Below are 20,513 nucleotides of genomic sequence, written 5' to 3' on the forward strand. Positions count from 1 at the left end.
TTCTTCTATTAGCGGAATCTAACTAAAAACTTGTTGAAAAGGAAGTTAGGTGGGGAAATTGTTAGAGCTAAAAGGTAACTTGTTTGAAGTTATGAAGGAAATTAGAGATGAGTTAGGTTCACCTAATGATTTAACAATTAGAGAAGTTGCTCTTGCTGGTAGTTTTACACGTTGTGCGGTTGTTTTCTTATGTGGATTGACAGATAAGGATAATGTTTATAAATATGTAGTTCGTACACTTCAATATGAAGAAATACCAAATGAAGCAGCTGTGGTTCAGATATTATTGGATCGTTTTATTTCTATTGCAGAAGTCGGTATGAAGACGACTTTTCCAGATATTATAAATGCGGTTTTAGCAGGAGATACAGTCATATTAATTGATAATATTCAAACGGCTATTGTTGTTAATAGTAGAGCTTGGGAAAAAAGAAGTCTAGAGCCTCCAGTGACAGAAGATTTAATACGTGGACCGAGAGTTGGATTAAATGAAGATATTAATGTGAACAAAATGCTAATTCGCCGTGGTTTACGTGATCCGAAGTTACGGTTTCAATCTTATATTATGGGGAAGCGATCGCAGAAAGAAGTAACCCTAGTATATATAGAGGATATTATTAACCCTTACATCGTAAACGAGCTAGATCGGCGTCTTCAATCAATAGTGACAGATGTCATTTTTGAGACAGGAACGATTGAACAATTAATTCAAGATAATAATTTATCGCCGTTTCCGCAGTTTTTAAATACAGAAAGACCAGATAATATAGTGGCTGCATTGGCGAAAGGGAAAGCGGCCATTTTAGTAGATGGGTCACCATTTGCTCTTATAGCTCCACTAGTGTTTGTTGATATTTTTCAGTCTGTAGAAGATCATTATGAGCGGTGGGTAATTGGAACGTTATTAAGAATATTACGTATGGGATCAGGTATCGCTGCTGTTTTATTACCTGCCATGTACGTAGCGCTTGTATCGTATCATCAAGGGCTTATTCCATCTAAACTAGCTTATTCCATTGCGGGAGCGAGAGAAGGGGTACCGTTTCCTGCTTATATAGAAACGTTAATGATGGCATTAACGATGGAATTAATACGAGAAGCCGGGATTAGGCTTCCGAAACCGATGGGACAAACAATTGGCATCGTAGGCGGTCTTGTAATTGGAGAAGCGGCAGTAAATGCGGGGATTGTAAATCCGTTTTTAGTAATTATTATTGCGGTTACCGCAATTGCTACATTTTCACTTCCTGTATATAGCATTACGATTACATTTCGAATTTTACTTTTCGTCTTCGTGTTAGCTGCAACTGCTTTTGGGTTATACGGAATCATTTTAGCTCTTATTGCACTGGCGATCCATATTACAAATTTAAAGAGTGTTGGGGTACCGTATACAACACCTATTGCTCCTGCTTTTTATAAAGATTGGGAAGAAGAATTGGTTCGCCTACCAAAATCAATGTTAAAAGAGAGACCAGAATATTTACAAACGAAAGACTCTACACTACGTCCAAAGGAGCGAGAGTAATTGAAACCATTTGAATATGGGGATGAAGAAATTGGATCTCGGGAACTTGGTTTTGCGGTATCGTCAACAATTATCGGTATAGGTGCATTATCTATGCCTCGAGATATTGCTGATCAAACTTTATTTTCGGATGGTTGGATTATTTTGCTTTTGGGTGGATTGATATGTGCGGTTTTAGGTTGGTTTGTAACGAGGATAGCTATTTTATTCCCAAAACAAAACTTTGTTCAATATACAAGTGCACATTTGACGAAGCCTGTTGCATACACAATTAGTAGCATTTTAGTATTAACATTTGCTGCTTTGACCGCATATGAATCGCGAATGATTGCAATTATTTCACAAACATATTTATTTAGTGATACACCAATACAGCTACTCTCTTTCTTCTTCTTATTAGTTGTTATTTATGGAGTAGCAGGATCGAGAGCGGCTTTAGTAAGGTTAAATGTTCTATTCTTACCTATCGTGTTCATTGCGATAGTGTTGCTTTCTTTATTGAATGTGAATTTAATGGAAATAAACAATTTACTACCAGCTTTTCAAACGAACGCAAGTCAATATGCTGTAGGAGTTAAAAATTCTATTTTCACATTTATCGGATTTGAGGTAGCTCTGTTTTATGCTGTGATGTTGAACGATAAGACAGCGAAAAAAGCGCCAATGGCAGTTGCAAAAGCAGTGATGGTAAATGTGCTGTCATACATTTTAATTTATGTAACTTGTATTAGCGTTTTTTCGTATATGACAACCCGTGGATTGACGTATCCAACAATTGAATTGGGTAAAGAAATTGAAATTGGTGGAGGTTTTTTAGAAAGATTTGATGCCATTTTTTTTACTACTTGGATTATTACTATTTATAACACGACAGCAATGTATTATGACGTCGCATCTTTATTATTTTGTGCTATGTTTCCGAAAGTGAAGAAACATATTTTCATTTTTGTAAGTGCCCCGATTATCTTTATGGCGAATATGATACCTAGTAATTTGAATAATTTGTCAAGTTATGGGACTTATTTAGCTTGGATAGATATGGGGTTTGTCGTGCTAGCGCCTTTGTTAGTTTTTATTGTATATAAAATAAAAAGAAGGAATGGTAGAAATGAAACACCTTCTTAAAATTATAATGGTTATGGTTTTAGCTGGATCTATAAGTGGGTGCTCTGAGCTAGAAGAAATAGAAGAAAGAGGATTTGTAGTAGGCGCAGCTTACGATATTGTGAAGGAAAAGAAATCGAATCCAATTATGAAAGGGACGTATCAGATGGTACTTCCCAGTAAGTTAGCGCAACAAGGTGGCCAAGGCGGTGGAGATAGTGAAAATTATATTAATGTTAGTGCGAAAGCAGATAGTGTCTTTGAGCAAATACGAATTATTGCTAAAAAAATTAGTCGCTCATTATTCTTTCCGCATATACAAGTGATAATTTTTTCTAAAGATTTACTAGCGAATCCATATGTTTTACAAAATACGTTAGATGTATATATTCGTGATCACGAGATGAGAAGAAATATTCGTTTGTTCGTTTCTAAGAAAAATGCAGAAGCTATTTTAAAGCAGAGTGCCAAGCCTGAGAACTTACCGGCACAGTATATTGATATGTTAGCTGAGCATCCTCCGAAAAATGCTCAAATGATTGAAGCTGCAAGAATTGGTGAGGTACAGCAAAAAATGATTGCTAACCAAAGTTTCGTATTACCTATTCTCGAACTAACAAAGCAGGGGGTACAAATGAACGGGGCAGCGTTGTTTCGTGGAAAAGATAATAAGTGTGTAGGCAGTTTGAATGGAGAAGAAACATTAGGAATGAATTATGTAATAGGTAAAAAAATTGGAGGGTTCTATACTATCCGTAAACAAGGTCAGCTTGTTACATACGAAATTCATAAGATGCACCGAAAGATTAAAGTATCTACGGAAAATGCTACAAAACCGAAGTTTGATATCCATTTATCTTTGGAAGGGACCTTAGCAGAGTTGCATTTTAGTGATCATAAACAAATTATGAATGAAAAGCGATTAAAGAAAACCATTGCGGAGGAAATGGAGAAGCGTATCCAAAAATCGATTAAGCTTGTTCAAAAAAAATATAAGGTAGATGTATTAGCGTTAGGAGAAGTATATAAGCGGCATAATTATAAAGAATGGAAGAAGATAGATAAGAATTGGGATCAAGGTGAAAATTATTTTAGTAATGCTGAGGTTACTGTTCATGTTCATCCGACAATTGAGCATTCAGGTTCAGCTTTACCGAAGAGAGTGAAATAAGGTGATTTAAGTTGTTTACTGGACTAGGAATTAGTTGCACGATATTAATGGCGATTCTTCCGGGAGCCATATACTCCATTCATAAAAAAATCACAACGTATGGAGCCCAGCCGTGGAAAGAAAAAAAGAAACCTGAATAATTTCAGGTTTCTTTCGTGCAAAGCATATGTGAAGGGGGATACCTTCTATGTATGCTTTGTTTTTTATACAAGTCCTAACCAATGTACCAATTGTGTAGAGAGGAATGTAACAACAATTGCGATAACAGTAGGGATTGCGAACGATAAGAATGTCCATTTTGCACTTTTTGTTTCTTTATATATGTTAACTAGTGTTGTTCCACACGGGAAATGAAGGAGTGAGAACAACATTGTGTTTAAAGCTGTTAACCAAGTCCAACCATTTTCTAAGAATAGATTTTTAATTTGATTAAAATCATCTATTTCAGTTAAAGCGCCAGTTGATAAATAAGACATTAATAAAATCGGTATAACAATTTCATTCGCTGGTAGTCCAAGAATGAATGCAGCTAAAATAAACCCGTCAAGTCCTAACATTTTAGCAAATGGATCTAGGAAGTTTACAAAATACATAAGTAAGCTTGTGTCACCGATGAAAATATTAGCAAGTAACCAAGTTAATGCAGCTGCAGGGGCAGCTACAACTACAGCTCGTTTTAAAACATATATTGATTTATCGAGTGTTGCGCGTACAATTGTATTCCAAACTTTTGGCTTACGGTACGGTGGTAACTCAAGTGTGTAGTGAGTCGGAACACCTTTTAAAGCTGTTTTTGATAGTACCCAAGAAACGGTTAATGTCATAATGACACCAATTACAACCATTCCAACTACAACGCCAGCAGTAACAAGTGTTTGCATACTACCTGTATAACCAGCAGCCATAAATAGTGAAGCCATTAAAATTAACATAGGCCAGCGCCCATTACATGGAACGAAGTTGTTTGTTAAGATTGCAAGCATACGTTCACGTGGTGATTCAATAATACGTGTTGACATAATGGCAGCTGCATTACAACCGAATCCCATTGCCATTGTTAAAGATTGCTTGCCATGTGCACCAGATCGTTTGAATAAGCGGTCCATGTTAAATGCGACACGTGGTAAATATCCGTAGTTTTCTAATAGTGCGAACATAGGGAAAAAGATTGCCATAGGTGGTAACATAACGCTTATAACAGCACTGGTACCGCGGAATAAACCAAGTATTAAAATGCCATGTAACCATTCAGGTGCATGCGCTGCTTGGAACCAAGATGTTAAATATCCTTCTACCCAGCCAAAGAACTTAGCGATCATATCAGAAGGTACGTTAGCGCCTGCAATTGTAAGATAAAAAACAATAGATAAAATACCGAGCATAATTGGGAATCCCCAGATTGGAGATGTGAAAATTTTATCTAGTTTTTCAGAACGATACAATTTATCGGTATTTGTATATTGGACAGCTTCTTTACATATACTTGCGGAGGTTCGATAAATATCTCCGACAATATCATCTCGTATATCTTCTTTTGAAAGTGTTTGTGCATGTTGAACAATATAGTCCAGCGGAAGAGCTTTACTGGCTGAGTGAGATTCCATTTATTACGACCTCCCTTACAAGTGGTTCGTTATGATGTTTTTGAAGTGCAGTTAAGAAATTTTTATCTCCATCTAAAATACGTAACGCAATCCAACGTGCTGGATACGTATTGCCGAACACTTTATAAATTTGTGGTTCTAATTCTTGAATCATATTTTCGATTTTTTCATTATAAGTAATTTTAATTGGTGTTGGAATGAGTTTTTTATTTGCTACTTTAGCGATGACATTTAGCAAATGACCAATGCCTACTCGGTTGCGAGCAGAAATCTTCACTACAGGTACACCGAGTGATTTTGCTAATTTCTTTTCGTCAATAATGATTCCTTTTTTCTCCGCTTCATCAATTAAGTTAATACAAATGACCACATCGTTTGTCATTTCCATCACTTGGAGTGCTAAATTTAAATTTCTCTCCATTGCAGTTGCATCTATAACAACTACAGTTACTTCTGGTTTTTCAAATATAATATAATCTCGTGCTACTTCTTCATCTGCCGAATTTGAATACAGTGAGTAAGTTCCAGGTAAATCTATTATTGTATATATATTTCCGCCATGCTTATATTCCCCTTCAGCCTTTAAAACAGTTTTCCCCGTCCAGTTTCCAGTATGTTGTTTTAAGCCTGTTAAAGTATTAAATAATGTACTTTTCCCGGTATTCGGGTTACCAGCTAACGCAATGCGATGGTTACTCATCTGAAATCATCTCCTATTAATACCCCGAAAATAAGGGAGCTTTCTTCACTACGCAGTGCAATAGTTGTGTTGCTTACTTGATAAGCGACTGGGTCTCCAAGTGGGCTGCGTTGTAATACTTTAATTGTCGCTCCAGGAAAAAAGCCTAAATCTAATAAACGTCGTTTCATAGTTCCTTCTAATTGTATCTTCTCAATTTGTACAAATTCCCCTGTTCTGAATTCGGAAAGGGGTTTAGTATTAGCCGATACCATAAAAGTTACCTCATCTCTATATTTTTAGTTTTAGTTTAAAAAGTTTCCTTAGGTAAACTTTTTGATACTAATATAGTAGACTACATTTAATGATGCTGTCAATTAGTACTTTAAAAATATTCAAATATTTTTAGAATTGTTCCAATTTATTTAGTTGTACCGAAAAATATTACTGGAATTCTTCTTAAAGTAAGAGTGTAAAAGCTTAAAAATATAGGGGAATTGTAAATGTAGTTTTAACCTAAAGGGAAAAATACAGAAAATCATTTACATTGAATTTACATTGTTAAGATTAAATTTACAATACTACGTGTTTAGTGTGGGTTTTGTTGGCTTTTTCAACTGTAAATGTTGGAATGTCTAGCTTTTAGGGGATGTTATCTCTATTTACTTAAACTTAAAAATTGCTTAACACTCACATAATATTGTTGTCCTACAATGAATTTGTGTTCGAAAGAAGATGAATTCGAAAAGTGATAATCCAAATGGGGGTACAAGACATGGTTATGAAAAAGGGTATTAAATTTTCTTTAGCGGCTTTAGTTGTTGCAGGTGCATTAGTTGGATGTGGAAAAGCAGAAAGTACGGATAATAAGGAAGCTGCTAAAGGTAGCGATGCAAAACAAGAATTATCAGGTACGATTGCAGCGGCTGGCTCTACAGCTCTTCAACCTCTTGCGGAGGAAGCTGGAAAGAAATTCATGGAGAAAAATTCAAAAGTTTCTATTCAAGTTCAAGGTGGCGGTAGTGGAACTGGGATTAACCAAGTAGCATCTGGTGCGGTACAAATTGGTAACTCAGATGTTCCAGCTGGAGATAAAATAAAAGATGCTGAAAAAGCAAAAGAATTAGTAGATAACAAAGTTGCGGGTATCGCATTCGCACTTGTCGTAAATAAAGATGTAAAAGTTGATAACTTAACAGTAAAACAAGTGCAAGATATCTTCACTGGAAAAGTAACGAACTGGAAAGAAGTAGGCGGAAAAGATGAAAAAATCAATGTAATTAACCGACCGGCTTCATCTGGTACACGTGCTACTTTTGAAAAGACAGTGATGAAAGACGCGAAGATTAATGATGGAACTGGTACAACACAAGATTCTAATGGTGCTGTAGAGCAAGCGATTAACTCTACTCCAGGTTCAGTTAGTTACTTAGCAATGTCTTACATGGTTGGTGAGAAAAAAGGTGCGTTACAAACGGTTAAAATTGATGGATCTGAACCGAAAGTTGAAAATATTTCTGCTGGTAAATATCCATTCTGGTCTTACGAGTACATGGTAACTAAAGGTGAGGCAAAAGAAGCGACAAAAGCTTACATTGACTATGTAAAAGGTAAAGATTTCGAAAAACAAGTAGAAGATATGGGTTACATCCCAATGTCTAAATTAGATAAGTAATAAAATTTTATGGGGCTGGCTGCAAGGTCAGTCCTGTTCAATGCAATCTATGAAGTGGGGTCTGTCCTGTGATGAAGGGGAAAAAACAAATTAATTACGTAAAGAGTGAATATATAGGTAGATCACTTGTTACGTTTTGCGGTATCTTTATTGTTTTTATTACATTAGCTATTATTGCGTTTATTTGCGGCAAAGGAATTCAATCTTTCACGCAAAGTGGTATCTCATTTTCTGAGGTGTTAACTTCGACAAAATGGAATCCAAATGCTGATCAAGGTACGTATGGTGCTGTCATCTTTATTGTCGGTTCGACGCTTGTGTCGTTAGGTGCTGTTGTCATTAGTGCACCAATTGCTATAGCTCTTGCTATATTCATGAATTTAATTTCGCCGAAGTTTGGGAATAAAGTATTAAAGCCTGTTTTAGAATTATTAGTTGGTATTCCATCAGTTGTATACGGATTATTAGGGGTTACGATCTTGGTTCCTCTATTACGTGATTCGTTCGGTGGAGTGGGATTTAGTTTAATTGCGGGTATTATTGTCCTGAGTATTATGATTTTACCTACTATTGCTAGTATTGCCTCTGATGCAATACGCTCTGTTCCGTTTGATTACTTGGAAGCTTCTTACGGTCTAGGATCGACGAAATGGCAAGCGATTAGCCGAGTTATTGTTCCTGCTGCAAAACAAGGAATTTTAACAGGTATAGTTTTAGGGTTAGCGCGTGCTTTTGGTGAAGCGTTAGCGGTTCAAATGGTAATCGGGAACACGATTAAATTACCGGAAGGAATATATAGTCCAACAGCAACGTTAACAGGTATTCTGACAATGGATATGACGAATACATTGAACGGAACAGCTTGGAACAATGCGCTATGGACGTTAGCAATGATTTTACTTGTTATTTCATTCCTGTTTATTTTAGTAATTCGAGCGATTGGTCAAAGAGGTGAGCGATAATAATGAATGCAAGAACGGTAAATAAAGTTTGGACAGGTATCTTTTATGGGGTTGCAGCTTTAGTTGTAGCTTTGCTGGCTTTTTTAATGTACGAAATTCTGCAAAAGGGATGGGGATTTTGGGATCCTAGTTTCTTATTCGGAGAACCAAGCAATACAAGAGCTGGTGGGGGAATTGGTCCACAGTTATTCAATTCTTTCTACATGCTTGTTATAACACTTATTATATCTATTCCTCTTGGACTAGGGGCTGGAATATATTTAGCGGAGTATGCAAAACAAGGTCGTTTTTTAAGTTTTGTTCGTTTATGTATTGAAACAATGGCGTCTTTACCTTCTATTGTTGTTGGACTATTTGGCTTATTAGTATTTGTTACCATGACAGGCTGGGGATATACAGTAATGGGTGGAGCTCTTGCTTTAACTATTTTGAATTTGCCTGGTTTAACACGTGTTTGTGAAAATGCGATTTCTGAAGTTCCTCATAATGTAAAAGAGGCGAGTCTTGGACTAGGTGCAACGAAATGGCAAACAATTGCCCGCATCATTATCCCGTCTTCGTTACCACAAATCATTACAGGTATTATTTTAGCGGCAGGCCGTATATTCGGTGAAGCTGCGGCGTTAATTTATACAGCGGGTTTAACATCACCTATTTTAAATTCAGCAGCGGACTTCTCGAGCCCCTCGCATCCTTTAAATCCATTTAGACCAGCTGAAACGTTAGCTGTTCACATTTGGAAATTAAACTCTGAAGGGATTATCCCGGATGCGAAGTTAATTGCAACAAAATCTGCAGCTGTATTAATTATTATGGTATTACTCTTTAATATCATTTCTCGTTTCGTAGCATCTGTATTACACAAGCGTTTTACAGGAGCGAAAAAAAGTCGTAAAACGACGAAGAAGGTAAAAGCGGCATAAGTTGAAGATGAAAACTCTCTGTTTATAAAACAGGGAGTTTTTTTACGGTCATTTTGTTGCTGGAAGGAAAAGAAGGAGAGTTGTTGAATAGGTAATTTGATATGTGGATATTCGGATGAAAATAGGGAGGGGTTTGAAGGTGTTTTTTCTGCAAATGTCGGGATTTCCTGGATCAGGGAAGTCGACTCTTTCTAAGTATATCGCTAAGTTAACAGGTGCTGTTATTGTAGATCATGACGTCGTGAAATCAGCTTTATTAAAATCATTAAAGGCAAAAGGTGTTGAACCAACAGTGGTTGGGGGGATCTCCTATGATATTGAGTGGGAACTGATCGATTTTTTGTTGGAGCAAGAGCACAGTGTGATATTAGATAGTCCATGTCTCTATGAAGGGATGGTTAAAAAAGGAATAGATTTATGTCAGAAACATGGTGCTACATATAAATATATTGAATGTTATCTTAATAATATAGAAGAAATTAATCGTAGGTTACAAACGCGTGAACGTAAGATAAGTCAAATTACAAAAGTAGAATCAGAGGTAGCATTTAAAAAATGTCTGGCTGGCAGTAAAAGGCCTTTACATGGTGAATATCTTATTGTGGATTCTGGAGAGCCGCTAGAGAAGTATGGTAAAAAAGTGATGGATTATATTATGGATAGATAGAGGGATAAAAAAGGCGTTATCTTCATAATTGAAGATAACGCCTTTTGGTTTAAATATCAGGTGTTTCTGTAGAAGTGCTTATTTTTCTGCGGGAGCGTCTTTTTCTCCCGATTTTATCTAATAGTTCATACATAACGGGAACGACTACTAATGTAAGAACGGTTGAGACTGCCAAACCACCGATTACAACGACGGCCAGACTTTTCGATACCATACTTCCTGCTTGAGATTGCCCGAAGAGGAGTGGTAGCATAGCGACGATTGTTGTTATAGCTGTCATAATAATTGGGCGTAATCTAGTAGATCCTGCTTCTAGTAAGGCTTCTCTAGTTTCCATACCGTTTTCCCGATTTTGTTGCACTCTTTCTATTAATACAATAGCATTTGTAACGACAATCCCGATTAACATTAATGCGCCGATTAATGAATTTACGTCAACAGGTGTTCTGGAAATGATTAATCCTAAAATACCGCCGACAGCAGCTAATGGTAAAGAGAATAAAATTGCGAAAGGAGCGCGTGCTTGCCCGAATGTGATAACCATAATTAAATATACAATCCCGATTGCGATCCCCATAATTTTGAATAAATCTGTGAAGTTCTCTTGCATAGATTCAGTAGCACCTGCGATATTTACTTTTGCTCCGGTAGGTAAATCTAAGTCGGCTATAGCTTTGTTTACTTCTGCGCTTACTTTACTTAAATCTTCACTTGAAGCTTCTGCAGTAATTTGAATCGTTTCTTTCCCGTCTTTATGGAAGATTTCCGTTTGAAGTTGTTTTTCTGAAATAGTTGCAATGTCTTTTAAAGGAATTGGTCCGTTAATAGGTGATAGTATGTTTGTATTTAAAATATCTTCTTGTTTGTTAATGGATGCCTTTTTATGTTCTATCATAATGGTTGTTTTTTCATTATTGATTGAGATTTCCCCAAGAGGAGATTTCTTCATAAGGAATGATACTTGTTGTGCTACTAATTCTGGTGTTAAACCATGTAGTTCCGCTTTTGTTTGATCGATATGAATTTGCCATTCTTTTTTAGAGTCTTCCATATTTGTTTTTACTTTAGAGAGATCGTCCATACCTTTTAGTTTTGTTTCGACGATGTTAGCGGCCTTTTTTAAATTTGTTTCGTTAGTAGCGGTTACGTTAAATTGTAAGTTGTTTCCGCCTCCAGAGTCAGAGTAACTCGTTTTTATATAATCAAGTTCAGCTGGTTCAAAAGTATTATGATCCTTTTTTAATTCTTTAATATATTGGTCGATATTAGATCCTTTTTTAAAGACTACAAATATAGTTGCAAGATTGTTTTGAGTTGTCTGTCCCCATTGTGCATCTTCTGCGCTAGATCCCATTCGCAAAATAACATCTGTTACATCAGAATTAGAGAGGAGTTTCTTTTCGAAATCAAAGGCTTTTTGTTTTTTAGCTTCAGAATCATAATCACCTGGAAATGTCATGTTAACGGAAAGCATTGTATCGTCCTCAGACTTTATGTTAGCTTTCGGAAGTAGTATGTAGGCTGCAATTGATCCTGCAAATAATAAAAAAGAAGTGAGTAGAATGATAAACTTATGAGAAAGAGCCCACTTTAATGTAGCGACATATCGCGGTGAAGAATGTGAATTGCGACGTTTTGTTTTTTTGAGCAGTAAAAAAGCCATAAGTGGAACGACCGTTAATGCCACAATTAAGGAAGAAAGTATAGAATACACAACTGCTAACACCATAGGTAACATTAGTTTTCCGATTACTCCCGATACGAGACCGATAGGTAAAAAAACGGCGACTGTCGTTAAAGTAGAAGAGGTAATTGCGACGGCGACCTCTTTTGTTGCATCGAGAATAATATCTTTAGAGAAAGATTCTTTTTGTAAACGACGGAAAATATTCTCGATGACAACGATACTATCATCGACGAGACGTCCAACTGCAACGGCTAAGCCACCAAGAGTTAGAATGTTAAGTGTGATGTTAGATTGATGGAGTAAAAATAGTGTTAATAAAATAGATAATGGAATACTAACGACAGCGATGAGTGTTGTTCGGAAGTTGCGTAAAAAGATTAAGATAATGAGAGTTGCAGCAATTGCCCCAAGGATTACTTCTTTTCCCATACTAGTAACAGCATTTTCAACTTGCTCATGAGTTGAAGCTAAAAGTTTAATAGAGAATTGATCTTTATATTGCTTGCTTATATCTTTAATCTTTTTATCAATCTCTTTTCCGATTGCAACCGCATTTTTACTCGGCTCTTTCATGATGATTAATCCTGTTCCTTCTTCCCCGTTTATGTGCGAGATTGTATCGTAATGTTGTTTTAATTCAATTTGAGCAACATCTTGTAATTTTACTTGAGGTGTAACGGTGATATTTTTTATGTCATTTACATTTTTTATATCCCCGATGACACGAAGATTGTATTCTGCCTTATTAACGGTAATTGCTCCGGCTGGAGTGGAAGTTTCTTTTCCTTGTAAAACTGTTAATACTTGCTGTGATGTTACATTTTTATCTTTTAGTTGGTTAGGATCAAGTACGATGGATAATTCGGAAGTTGATTTTCCGAAAAACATAACATTGGCAACACCATCAATGCTTTCGAGTTGTGGTACGATTTCTTTCTCAATTTGTTTTTCGTCAGCTTTTGAAAATCCGTTTTGCTTCTGGATGGTAATTTGAGCGAGTGGAATCATAGAAGTGTTTAATTGGCTAACAACAGGTTTAGTTACATCTTTAGGTAATTTAATCGTATTAATTGTTTTTTCGACTTCGCGTGCCGCGTCTTTCATATTTGCCTTGGATGTATATGCAATGTCGATGCGTGATAATCCTTCATGTGTGGAAGAAGTGATGCCATCGATATGTTCTAAATTACGAAATTGTTTTTCAAGGGGATCAGTTACGTCCTTGGTCATCGTTTCAGCATCGAGCCCTTGAGATAATGTCGTAACAGTTATTGCAGGGTTATCGATGCTTGGTAAAAATTCCATAGGTAATTTAGAGCCGGAATAAACACCGAGTATGGAAATGAGAAAAACCATGATAATAATAGCGGCTCGGTTTTTTAATGAAAATTTTGTTAACCTATCCATAAAATAATTCCTCCATTAGTTTATTTATAGTTTTGTGGGCACTTTCTTACTATATAACAAAAATTGGATATCTTTCATTAATTAAATGTAAAAAAATTCTAACAATAATCTTAATTTAATATTTCGAGGGGAAGTTTGTTATTTGTGGAAGCAAAATTCCTGATTGGAGAGAAAAATCAGGAATTAAAGTTTTGCTCTAGTATAGTGGCCTCGTTTTTTGTTACTCTACATTTAAATGATTATTTGTCCTTCTTAAGCAGAACTATAGTAATTATAAAATTAAAAAAGGAGAAGACTATAGGTTAGGAAGTTATTGTGAAATACTGCCTGGTTGATGATAGTGTATAGTAACTTGTATACAATCAAAATGAATGTTTTTAGTAGAAAGGATAAGGGTTCTTTCTATAGAAGAAAGTAGGATAGATAACTTTTTGTATTTTTTTATAAAAAATACTTGTTATTTAAAAACCATGATGGTATATTAATAAACGTCGCTGATGCGGAAACGCAGAAAACGACAAAAAAGAAATTCAAAAACATAGTTGACATCGAAAAATGAAGATGTTAATATGATGAAGTCGCTTTTGAAGCGGCAGACAAGTTCTTTGAAAACTGAACGAAACAAACAACGTGAACGTCAATTTTTATTTTTAGATGCTAGACAAACTAACTTTATTGGAGAGTTTGATCCTGGCTCAGGATGAACGCTGGCGGCGTGCCTAATACATGCAAGTCGAGCGAATGGATTAAGAGCTTGCTCTTATGAAGTTAGCGGCGGACGGGTGAGTAACACGTGGGTAACCTACCCATAAGACTGGGATAACTCCGGGAAACCGGGGCTAATACCGGATAATATTTTGAACTGCATAGTTCGAAATTGAAAGGCGGCTTCGGCTGTCACTTATGGATGGACCCGCGTCGCATTAGCTAGTTGGTGAGGTAACGGCTCACCAAGGCGACGATGCGTAGCCGACCTGAGAGGGTGATCGGCCACACTGGGACTGAGACACGGCCCAGACTCCTACGGGAGGCAGCAGTAGGGAATCTTCCGCAATGGACGAAAGTCTGACGGAGCAACGCCGCGTGAGTGATGAAGGCTTTCGGGTCGTAAAACTCTGTTGTTAGGGAAGAACAAGTGCTAGTTGAATAAGCTGGCACCTTGACGGTACCTAACCAGAAAGCCACGGCTAACTACGTGCCAGCAGCCGCGGTAATACGTAGGTGGCAAGCGTTATCCGGAATTATTGGGCGTAAAGCGCGCGCAGGTGGTTTCTTAAGTCTGATGTGAAAGCCCACGGCTCAACCGTGGAGGGTCATTGGAAACTGGGAGACTTGAGTGCAGAAGAGGAAAGTGGAATTCCATGTGTAGCGGTGAAATGCGTAGAGATATGGAGGAACACCAGTGGCGAAGGCGACTTTCTGGTCTGTAACTGACACTGAGGCGCGAAAGCGTGGGGAGCAAACAGGATTAGATACCCTGGTAGTCCACGCCGTAAACGATGAGTGCTAAGTGTTAGAGGGTTTCCGCCCTTTAGTGCTGAAGTTAACGCATTAAGCACTCCGCCTGGGGAGTACGGCCGCAAGGCTGAAACTCAAAGGAATTGACGGGGGCCCGCACAAGCGGTGGAGCATGTGGTTTAATTCGAAGCAACGCGAAGAACCTTACCAGGTCTTGACATCCTCTGAAAACTCTAGAGATAGAGCTTCTCCTTCGGGAGCAGAGTGACAGGTGGTGCATGGTTGTCGTCAGCTCGTGTCGTGAGATGTTGGGTTAAGTCCCGCAACGAGCGCAACCCTTGATCTTAGTTGCCATCATTAAGTTGGGCACTCTAAGGTGACTGCCGGTGACAAACCGGAGGAAGGTGGGGATGACGTCAAATCATCATGCCCCTTATGACCTGGGCTACACACGTGCTACAATGGACGGTACAAAGAGCTGCAAGACCGCGAGGTGGAGCTAATCTCATAAAACCGTTCTCAGTTCGGATTGTAGGCTGCAACTCGCCTACATGAAGCTGGAATCGCTAGTAATCGCGGATCAGCATGCCGCGGTGAATACGTTCCCGGGCCTTGTACACACCGCCCGTCACACCACGAGAGTTTGTAACACCCGAAGTCGGTGGGGTAACCTTTATGGAGCCAGCCGCCTAAGGTGGGACAGATGATTGGGGTGAAGTCGTAACAAGGTAGCCGTATCGGAAGGTGCGGCTGGATCACCTCCTTTCTATGGAGAATTGATGAACGCAGTTCATCAATAAACGTTGACTTGTTTTGTTTCGTTCAGTTTTGAGAGAACTATCTCTCAAGTTTAAATGTATGTTCTTTGAAAACTAGATAACAGTGTAGCTCATATTTTTTTAATTTTAGTTTGGTTAAGTTAGAAAGGGCGCACGGTGGATGCCTTGACACTAGGAGTCGATGAAGGACGGGACTAACGCCGATATGCTTCGGGGAGCTGTAAGTAAGCTTTGATCCGAAGATTTCCGAATGGGGAAACCCACTATACGTAATGGTATGGTATCCTTACCTGAATACATAGGGTATGGAAGACAGACCCAGGGAACTGAAACATCTAAGTACCTGGAGGAAGAGAAAGCAAATGCGATTTCCTGAGTAGCGGCGAGCGAAACGGAATCTAGCCCAAACCAAGAGGCTTGCCTCTTGGGGTTGTAGGACATTCTATACGGAGTTACAAAGGAACGAGGTAGACGAAGCGACCTGGAAAGGTCCGTCACAGAGGGTAATAACCCCGTAGTCGAAACTTCGTTCTCTCTTGAATGTATCCTGAGTACGGCGGAACACGTGAAATTCCGTCGGAATCTGGGAGGACCATCTCCCAAGGCTAAATACTCCCTAGTGATCGATAGTGAACCAGTACCGTGAGGGAAAGGTGAAAAGCACCCCGGAAGGGGAGTGAAAGAGATCCTGAAACCGTGTGCCTACAAATAGTCAGAGCCCGTTAATGGGTGATGGCGTGCCTTTTGTAGAATGAACCGGCGAGTTACGATCCCGTGCGAGGTTAAGCTGAAGAGGCGGAGCCGCAGCGAAAGCGAGTCTGAATAGGGCGTTTAGTACGTGGTCGTAGACCCGAAACCAGGTGATCTACCCATGTCCAGGGTGAAGTTCAGGTAACACTGAATGGAGGCCCGAACCCACGCACGTTGAAAAGTGCGGGGATGAGGTGTGGGTAGCGGAGAAATTCCAATCGAACCTGGAGATAGCTGGTTCTCCCCGAAATAGCTTTAGGGCTAGCCTTAAGTGTAAGAGTCTTGGAGGTAGAGCACTGATTGAACTAGGGGTCCTCATCGGATTACCGAATTCAGTCAAACTCCGAATGCCAATGACTTATCCTTAGGAGTCAGACTGCGAGTGATAAGATCCGTAGTCAAGAGGGAAACAGCCCAGATCGCCAGCTAAGGTCCCAAAGTGTGTATTAAGTGGAAAAGGATGTGGAGTTGCTTAGACAACTAGGATGTTGGCTCAGAAGCAGCCACCATTTAAAGAGTGCGTAATAGCTCACTAGTCGAGTGACTCTGCGCCGAAAATGTACCGGGGCTAAATACACCACCGAAGCTGCGAATTGATACCAATGGTATCAGTGGTAGGGGAGCGTTCTAAGTGCAGTGAAGTCAGACCGGAAGGACTGGTGGAGCGCTTAGAAGTGAGAATGCCGGTATGAGTAGCGAAAGACGGGTGAGAATCCCGTCCACCGAATGCCTAAGGTTTCCTGAGGAAGGCTCGTCCGCTCAGGGTTAGTCAGGACCTAAGCCGAGGCCGACAGGCGTAGGCGATGGACAACAGGTTGATATTCCTGTACCACCTCTTTATCGTTTGAGCAATGGAGGGACGCAGAAGGATAGAAGAAGCGTGCGATTGGTTGTGCACGTCCAAGCAGTTAGGCTGATAAGTAGGCAAATCCGCTTATCGTGAAGGCTGAGCTGTGATGGGGAAGCTCCTTATGGAGCGAAGTCTTTGATTCCCCGCTGCCAAGAAAAGCTTCTAGCGAGATAAAAGGTGCCTGTACCGCAAACCGACACAGGTAGGCGAGGAGAGAATCCTAAGGTGTGCGAGAGAACTCTGGTTAAGGAACTCGGCAAAATGACCCCGTAACTTCGGGAGAAGGGGTGCTTTCTTAACGGAAAGCCGCAGTGAATAGGCCCAAGCGACTGTTTAGCAAAAACACAGGTCTCTGCGAAGCCGTAAGGCGAAGTATAGGGGCTGACACCTGCCCGGTGCTGGAAGGTTAAGGAGAGGGGTTAGCGTAAGCGAAGCTCTGAACTGAAGCCCCAGTAAACGGCGGCCGTAACTATAACGGTCCTAAGGTAGCGAAATTCCTTGTCGGGTAAGTTCCGACCCGCACGAAAGGTGTAACGATTTGGGCACTGTCTCAACCAGAGACTCGGTGAAATTATAGTACCTGTGAAGATGCAGGTTACCCGCGACAGGACGGAAAGACCCCGTGGAGCTTTACTGTAGCCTGATATTGAATTTTGGTACAGTTTGTACAGGATAGGCGGGAGCCATTGAAACCGGAGCGCTAGCTTCGGTGGAGGCGCTGGTGGGATACCGCCCTGACTGTATTGAAATTCTAACCTACGGGTCTCATCGACCCGGGAGACAGTGTCAGGTGGGCAGTTTGACTGGGGCGGTCGCCTCCTAAAGTGTAACGGAGGCGCCCAAAGGTTCCCTCAGAATGGTTGGAAATCATTCGTAGAGTGCAAAGGCATAAGGGAGCTTGACTGCGAGACCTACAAGTCGAGCAGGGACGAAAGTCGGGCTTAGTGATCCGGTGGTTCCGCATGGAAGGGCCATCGCTCAACGGATAAAAGCTACCCCGGGGATAACAGGCTTATCTCCCCCAAGAGTCCACATCGACGGGGAGGTTTGGCACCTCGATGTCGGCTCATCGCATCCTGGGGCTGTAGTCGGTCCCAAGGGTTGGGCTGTTCGCCCATTAAAGCGGTACGCGAGCTGGGTTCAGAACGTCGTGAGACAGTTCGGTCCCTATCCGTCGTGGGCGCAGGAAATTTGAGAGGAGCTGTCCTTAGTACGAGAGGACCGGGATGGACGCACCGCTGGTGTACCAGTTGTTCTGCCAAGGGCATAGCTGGGTAGCTATGTGCGGAAGGGATAAGTGCTGAAAGCATCTAAGCATGAAGCCCCCCTCAAGATGAGATTTCCCATAGCGTAAGCTAGTAAGATCCCTGAAAGATGATCAGGTTGATAGGTTCGAGGTGGAAGCATGGTGACATGTGGAGCTGACGAATACTAATAGATCGAGGACTTAACCATATAATATGAAGCAACGTTATCTAGTTTTGAGAGAATATAAAAAACTTATTGACTTTCTAAGTGAATCAAGTAAAATAATGTTTGTCTCAATCGAATATAGTCTGGTAATGATGGCAGAGAGGTCACACCCGTTCCCATACCGAACACGGAAGTTAAGCTCTCTAGCGCCAATGGTAGTTGGGACCTTGTCCCTGCGAGAGTAGGACGTTGCCAGGCAAAATGGAGGATTAGCTCAGCTGGGAGAGCACCTGCCTTACAAGCAGGGGGTCGGCGGTTCGATCCCGTCATCCTCCACCATATATGTCGGAGGGGTAGCGAAGTGGCTAAACGCGGCGGACTGTAAATCCGCTCCTTCGGGTTCGGCAGTTCGAATCTGCCCCCCTCCACCATTTCTTAATTATTGGGCTATAGCCAAGCGGTAAGGCAACGGACTTTGACTCCGTCATGCGCTGGTTCGAATCCAGCTAGCCCAGCCATTAAGAGCCATTAGCTCAGTTGGTAGAGCATCTGACTTTTAATCAGAGGGTCGAAGGTTCGAATCCTTCATGGCTCACCATTTTCTTTAAAAATATGCGGGTGTGGCGGAATTGGCAGACGCACTAGACTTAGGATCTAGCGCCTTTGGCGTGGGGGTTCGACTCCCTTCACCCGCACTTTTAATAAAATAACTCAAACATGTCTTGCGGAAGTAGTTCAGTGGTAGAATACAACCTTGCCAAGGTTGGGGTCGCGGGTTCGAATCCCGTCTTCCGCTCCAATTTTCAGTATGACATGCCGGGGTGGCGGAACAGGCAGACGCACAGGACTTAAAATCCTGCGGTGGGTGACCACCGTGCGGGTTCGACCCCCGCCCTCGGCACCATATGCGCCCGTAGCTCAATTGGATAGAGCGTTTGACTACGGATCAAGAGGTTAGGGGTTCGACTCCTCTCGGGCGCGCTTTTATTAACGGGAAGTGGCTCAGCTTGGTAGAGCACCTGGTTTGGGACCAGGGGGTCGCAGGTTCAAATCCTGTCTTCCCGATTTTCCCAAAAACATGGGGCCTTAGCTCAGCTGGGAGAGCGCCTGCCTTGCACGCAGGAGGTCAGCGGTTCGATCCCGCTAGGCTCCACTTTATTTTTTATATGTCGGAGGTATACCCAAGTTCGGCTGAAGGGATCGGTCTTGAAAACCGACAGGCGGCGAGAGTCGCGCGGGGGTTCGAATCCCTCTACCTCCTCCATTTTTTTAAAAAGTGGTTTAGTTACATATAAAAATGAATAAGATATTAATTTTTCCTTCATGGAGGTATACCCAAGTTCGGCTGAAGGGATCGGTCTTGAAAACCGACAGGCGGCGAGAGTCGCGCGGGGGTTCGAATCCCTCTACCTCCTCCATTTATTTTTAAAACATAATATCGTCGCGGGGTGGAGCAGTACGGTAGCTCGTCGGGCTCATAATCCGAAGGTCGCAGGTTCAAATCCTGTCCCCGCAACCAATGGTCCCGTGGTGTAGTGGTTAACATGCCTGCCTGTCACGCAGGAGATCGCCGGTTCGACCCCGGTCGGGACCGCCATTTTATGTTGGCTCGGTAGCTCAGTCGGTAGAGCAGAGGACTGAAAATCCTCGTGTCGGCGGTTCGATTCCGTCCCGAGCCACCATTTTTTGTTTTTTTTTTATGCCGGCTTAGCTCAATTGGTAGAGCAACTGACTTGTAATCAGTAGGTTGGGGGTTCAAGTCCTCTAGCCGGCACCATTTAGGGGCATAGTTTAAAGGTAGAACTGAGGTCTCCAAAACCTCCAGTGTGGGTTCAATTCCTACTGCCCCTGTAAAG

At 40.7% G+C, this 20,513-nt stretch carries 11 protein-coding genes, 17 tRNA genes and 3 rRNA genes; 27 read left to right on the plus strand and 4 right to left on the minus strand.

Going from position 1 to position 20,513, the window contains the following annotated elements:
* The first annotated feature begins 49 nt into the window (after positions 1-49).
* The 3 genes from gerLA to QCI77_RS03695 are packed head-to-tail and all read left to right on the plus strand — an operon-like array spanning position 50 to position 3,803.
* Positions 50-1,528, plus strand: a complete 1,479-nt coding sequence (gene gerLA, locus QCI77_RS03685) for a spore germination protein GerLA (RefSeq protein ID WP_080019353.1) — start codon at positions 50-52, stop codon at positions 1,526-1,528.
* Positions 1,529-2,653, plus strand: a complete 1,125-nt coding sequence (gene gerLB / locus QCI77_RS03690; protein ID WP_012260328.1) for a spore germination protein GerLB — start codon at positions 1,529-1,531, stop codon at positions 2,651-2,653.
* The gene (locus QCI77_RS03695; RefSeq protein ID WP_012260329.1) at positions 2,637-3,803 is read left to right on the plus strand and encodes a Ger(x)C family spore germination protein; all 1,167 of its coding nucleotides are present in this window, start codon (positions 2,637-2,639) and stop codon (positions 3,801-3,803) included. The genes gerLB and QCI77_RS03695 overlap by 17 nt, the downstream gene beginning before the upstream one ends.
* Before the next feature lie 203 nt (positions 3,804-4,006).
* Here the strand turns inward: QCI77_RS03695 and QCI77_RS03700 are convergent, their stop codons facing one another.
* Genes QCI77_RS03700 through QCI77_RS03710 form a run of 3 tightly spaced genes read right to left on the minus strand, consistent with a single transcriptional unit; the run spans position 4,007 to position 6,361 of the window.
* The gene (locus QCI77_RS03700) at positions 4,007-5,407 is read right to left on the minus strand and encodes a nucleoside recognition domain-containing protein (protein WP_131247887.1); all 1,401 of its coding nucleotides are present in this window, start codon (positions 5,405-5,407) and stop codon (positions 4,007-4,009) included.
* The gene (locus tag QCI77_RS03705) at positions 5,385-6,107 is read right to left on the minus strand and encodes a FeoB small GTPase domain-containing protein (RefSeq protein ID WP_002090874.1); all 723 of its coding nucleotides are present in this window, start codon (positions 6,105-6,107) and stop codon (positions 5,385-5,387) included. Before QCI77_RS03705 ends, QCI77_RS03700 begins: the two co-directional genes overlap by 23 nt.
* A complete protein-coding gene (locus QCI77_RS03710) occupies positions 6,104-6,361 on the minus strand; it encodes a FeoA family protein (protein ID WP_002090873.1) in 258 nt (85 codons plus the stop codon). The genes QCI77_RS03705 and QCI77_RS03710 overlap by 4 nt, the downstream gene beginning before the upstream one ends.
* Positions 6,362-6,861: 500 nt before the next feature.
* Between QCI77_RS03710 and QCI77_RS03715 the strand changes: the two genes are divergently transcribed.
* The 4 genes from QCI77_RS03715 to QCI77_RS03730 all read left to right on the plus strand — a co-directional run bounded on the left by QCI77_RS03715 (position 6,862) and on the right by QCI77_RS03730 (position 10,313).
* Positions 6,862-7,761, plus strand: a complete 900-nt coding sequence (locus QCI77_RS03715) for a phosphate ABC transporter substrate-binding protein PstS family protein (RefSeq protein ID WP_002167124.1) — start codon at positions 6,862-6,864, stop codon at positions 7,759-7,761.
* 71 nt (positions 7,762-7,832) lie between these two features.
* Positions 7,833-8,723 carry a phosphate ABC transporter permease subunit PstC gene (pstC, locus tag QCI77_RS03720; RefSeq protein ID WP_002090872.1) on the plus strand — a complete coding sequence of 297 codons (891 nt, stop codon included), beginning with the start codon at positions 7,833-7,835 and terminating at the stop codon, positions 8,721-8,723.
* A gap of 2 nt (positions 8,724-8,725) precedes the next feature.
* Positions 8,726-9,646, plus strand: coding sequence for a phosphate ABC transporter permease PstA (gene pstA / locus QCI77_RS03725; RefSeq protein ID WP_002010630.1), 921 nt, complete (start codon positions 8,726-8,728; stop codon positions 9,644-9,646).
* Between the two features lie 139 nt (positions 9,647-9,785).
* Positions 9,786-10,313 (plus strand): P-loop nucleotide/nucleoside kinase family protein, encoded by a 528-nt coding sequence (locus QCI77_RS03730; RefSeq protein WP_353824521.1) that lies wholly within the window; start codon positions 9,786-9,788, stop codon positions 10,311-10,313.
* Between the two features lie 49 nt (positions 10,314-10,362).
* Here QCI77_RS03730 and QCI77_RS03735 read toward each other — a convergent pair whose 3' ends face one another.
* On the minus strand, positions 10,363-13,407 hold the full coding sequence (locus QCI77_RS03735; protein ID WP_353824522.1) for an efflux RND transporter permease subunit: 3,045 nt from the start codon (positions 13,405-13,407) through the stop codon (positions 10,363-10,365).
* A gap of 672 nt (positions 13,408-14,079) precedes the next feature.
* Here QCI77_RS03735 and QCI77_RS03740 point away from each other — a divergent pair.
* The 20 genes from QCI77_RS03740 (at position 14,080) to QCI77_RS03835 (ending at position 20,508) form a co-directional block, all read left to right on the plus strand.
* Positions 14,080-15,631, plus strand: a 16S ribosomal RNA gene (locus QCI77_RS03740).
* A gap of 146 nt (positions 15,632-15,777) precedes the next feature.
* Positions 15,778-18,699: ribosomal RNA gene (locus tag QCI77_RS03745) — 23S ribosomal RNA — on the plus strand.
* Between the two features lie 100 nt (positions 18,700-18,799).
* Positions 18,800-18,915, plus strand: a 5S ribosomal RNA gene (gene rrf / locus QCI77_RS03750).
* Together the 16S, 23S and 5S rRNA genes with 17 tRNA genes alongside form the textbook arrangement of a ribosomal RNA operon.
* Before the next feature lie 5 nt (positions 18,916-18,920).
* Positions 18,921-18,996: transfer RNA gene (locus QCI77_RS03755), tRNA-Val, on the plus strand.
* Between the two features lie 8 nt (positions 18,997-19,004).
* A tRNA-Tyr gene (locus QCI77_RS03760) sits at positions 19,005-19,088 on the plus strand.
* A gap of 12 nt (positions 19,089-19,100) precedes the next feature.
* Positions 19,101-19,175, plus strand: a tRNA-Gln gene (locus QCI77_RS03765).
* 4 nt (positions 19,176-19,179) lie between these two features.
* Positions 19,180-19,255 (plus strand) — tRNA-Lys (locus QCI77_RS03770).
* Between the two features lie 16 nt (positions 19,256-19,271).
* Positions 19,272-19,352: transfer RNA gene (locus tag QCI77_RS03775), tRNA-Leu, on the plus strand.
* Positions 19,353-19,381: 29 nt separating this feature from the next.
* Positions 19,382-19,456, plus strand: a tRNA-Gly gene (locus QCI77_RS03780).
* A 16-nt stretch (positions 19,457-19,472) separates the two neighbouring features.
* Positions 19,473-19,561: transfer RNA gene (locus QCI77_RS03785), tRNA-Leu, on the plus strand.
* Positions 19,562-19,564: 3 nt separating this feature from the next.
* Positions 19,565-19,638 (plus strand) — tRNA-Arg (locus QCI77_RS03790).
* 10 nt (positions 19,639-19,648) lie between these two features.
* Positions 19,649-19,722, plus strand: a tRNA-Pro gene (locus QCI77_RS03795).
* A 15-nt stretch (positions 19,723-19,737) separates the two neighbouring features.
* Positions 19,738-19,810, plus strand: a tRNA-Ala gene (locus QCI77_RS03800).
* A gap of 18 nt (positions 19,811-19,828) precedes the next feature.
* Positions 19,829-19,921, plus strand: a tRNA-Ser gene (locus QCI77_RS03805).
* A 61-nt stretch (positions 19,922-19,982) separates the two neighbouring features.
* Positions 19,983-20,075 (plus strand) — tRNA-Ser (locus tag QCI77_RS03810).
* A gap of 24 nt (positions 20,076-20,099) precedes the next feature.
* Positions 20,100-20,176 (plus strand) — tRNA-Met (locus tag QCI77_RS03815).
* A gap of 2 nt (positions 20,177-20,178) precedes the next feature.
* Positions 20,179-20,254, plus strand: a tRNA-Asp gene (locus QCI77_RS03820).
* A 9-nt stretch (positions 20,255-20,263) separates the two neighbouring features.
* Positions 20,264-20,339 (plus strand) — tRNA-Phe (locus tag QCI77_RS03825).
* 19 nt (positions 20,340-20,358) lie between these two features.
* A tRNA-Thr gene (locus QCI77_RS03830) sits at positions 20,359-20,434 on the plus strand.
* A gap of 3 nt (positions 20,435-20,437) precedes the next feature.
* Positions 20,438-20,508 (plus strand) — tRNA-Trp (locus QCI77_RS03835).
* Positions 20,509-20,513 lie beyond the last annotated feature (5 nt).

Origin of the sequence: Bacillus cereus group sp. MG9, assembly GCF_040459995.1 — a bacterium.
Classification (GTDB): Bacteria; Bacillota; Bacilli; order Bacillales; family Bacillaceae_G; genus Bacillus_A; species Bacillus_A mycoides.

Bases quoted from the DNA above. Each gene is read 5' to 3' on its own strand.
- QCI77_RS03705 (WP_002090874.1), bottom strand. From the start codon at position 6,107: ATGAGTAACCATCGCATTGCGTTAGCTGGTAACCCGAATACCGGGAAA.
- QCI77_RS03700 (WP_131247887.1), bottom strand. From the start codon at position 5,407: ATGGAATCTCACTCAGCCAGTAAAGCTCTTCCGCTGGACTATATTGTT.
- QCI77_RS03710 (WP_002090873.1), bottom strand. From the start codon at position 6,361: ATGGTATCGGCTAATACTAAACCCCTTTCCGAATTCAGAACAGGGGAA.
- pstC (WP_002090872.1), top strand. From the start codon at position 7,833: ATGAAGGGGAAAAAACAAATTAATTACGTAAAGAGTGAATATATAGGT.
- QCI77_RS03695 (WP_012260329.1), top strand. From the start codon at position 2,637: ATGAAACACCTTCTTAAAATTATAATGGTTATGGTTTTAGCTGGATCT.
- QCI77_RS03715 (WP_002167124.1), top strand. From the start codon at position 6,862: ATGGTTATGAAAAAGGGTATTAAATTTTCTTTAGCGGCTTTAGTTGTT.
- QCI77_RS03735 (WP_353824522.1), bottom strand. From the start codon at position 13,407: ATGGATAGGTTAACAAAATTTTCATTAAAAAACCGAGCCGCTATTATT.
- pstA (WP_002010630.1), top strand. From the start codon at position 8,726: ATGAATGCAAGAACGGTAAATAAAGTTTGGACAGGTATCTTTTATGGG.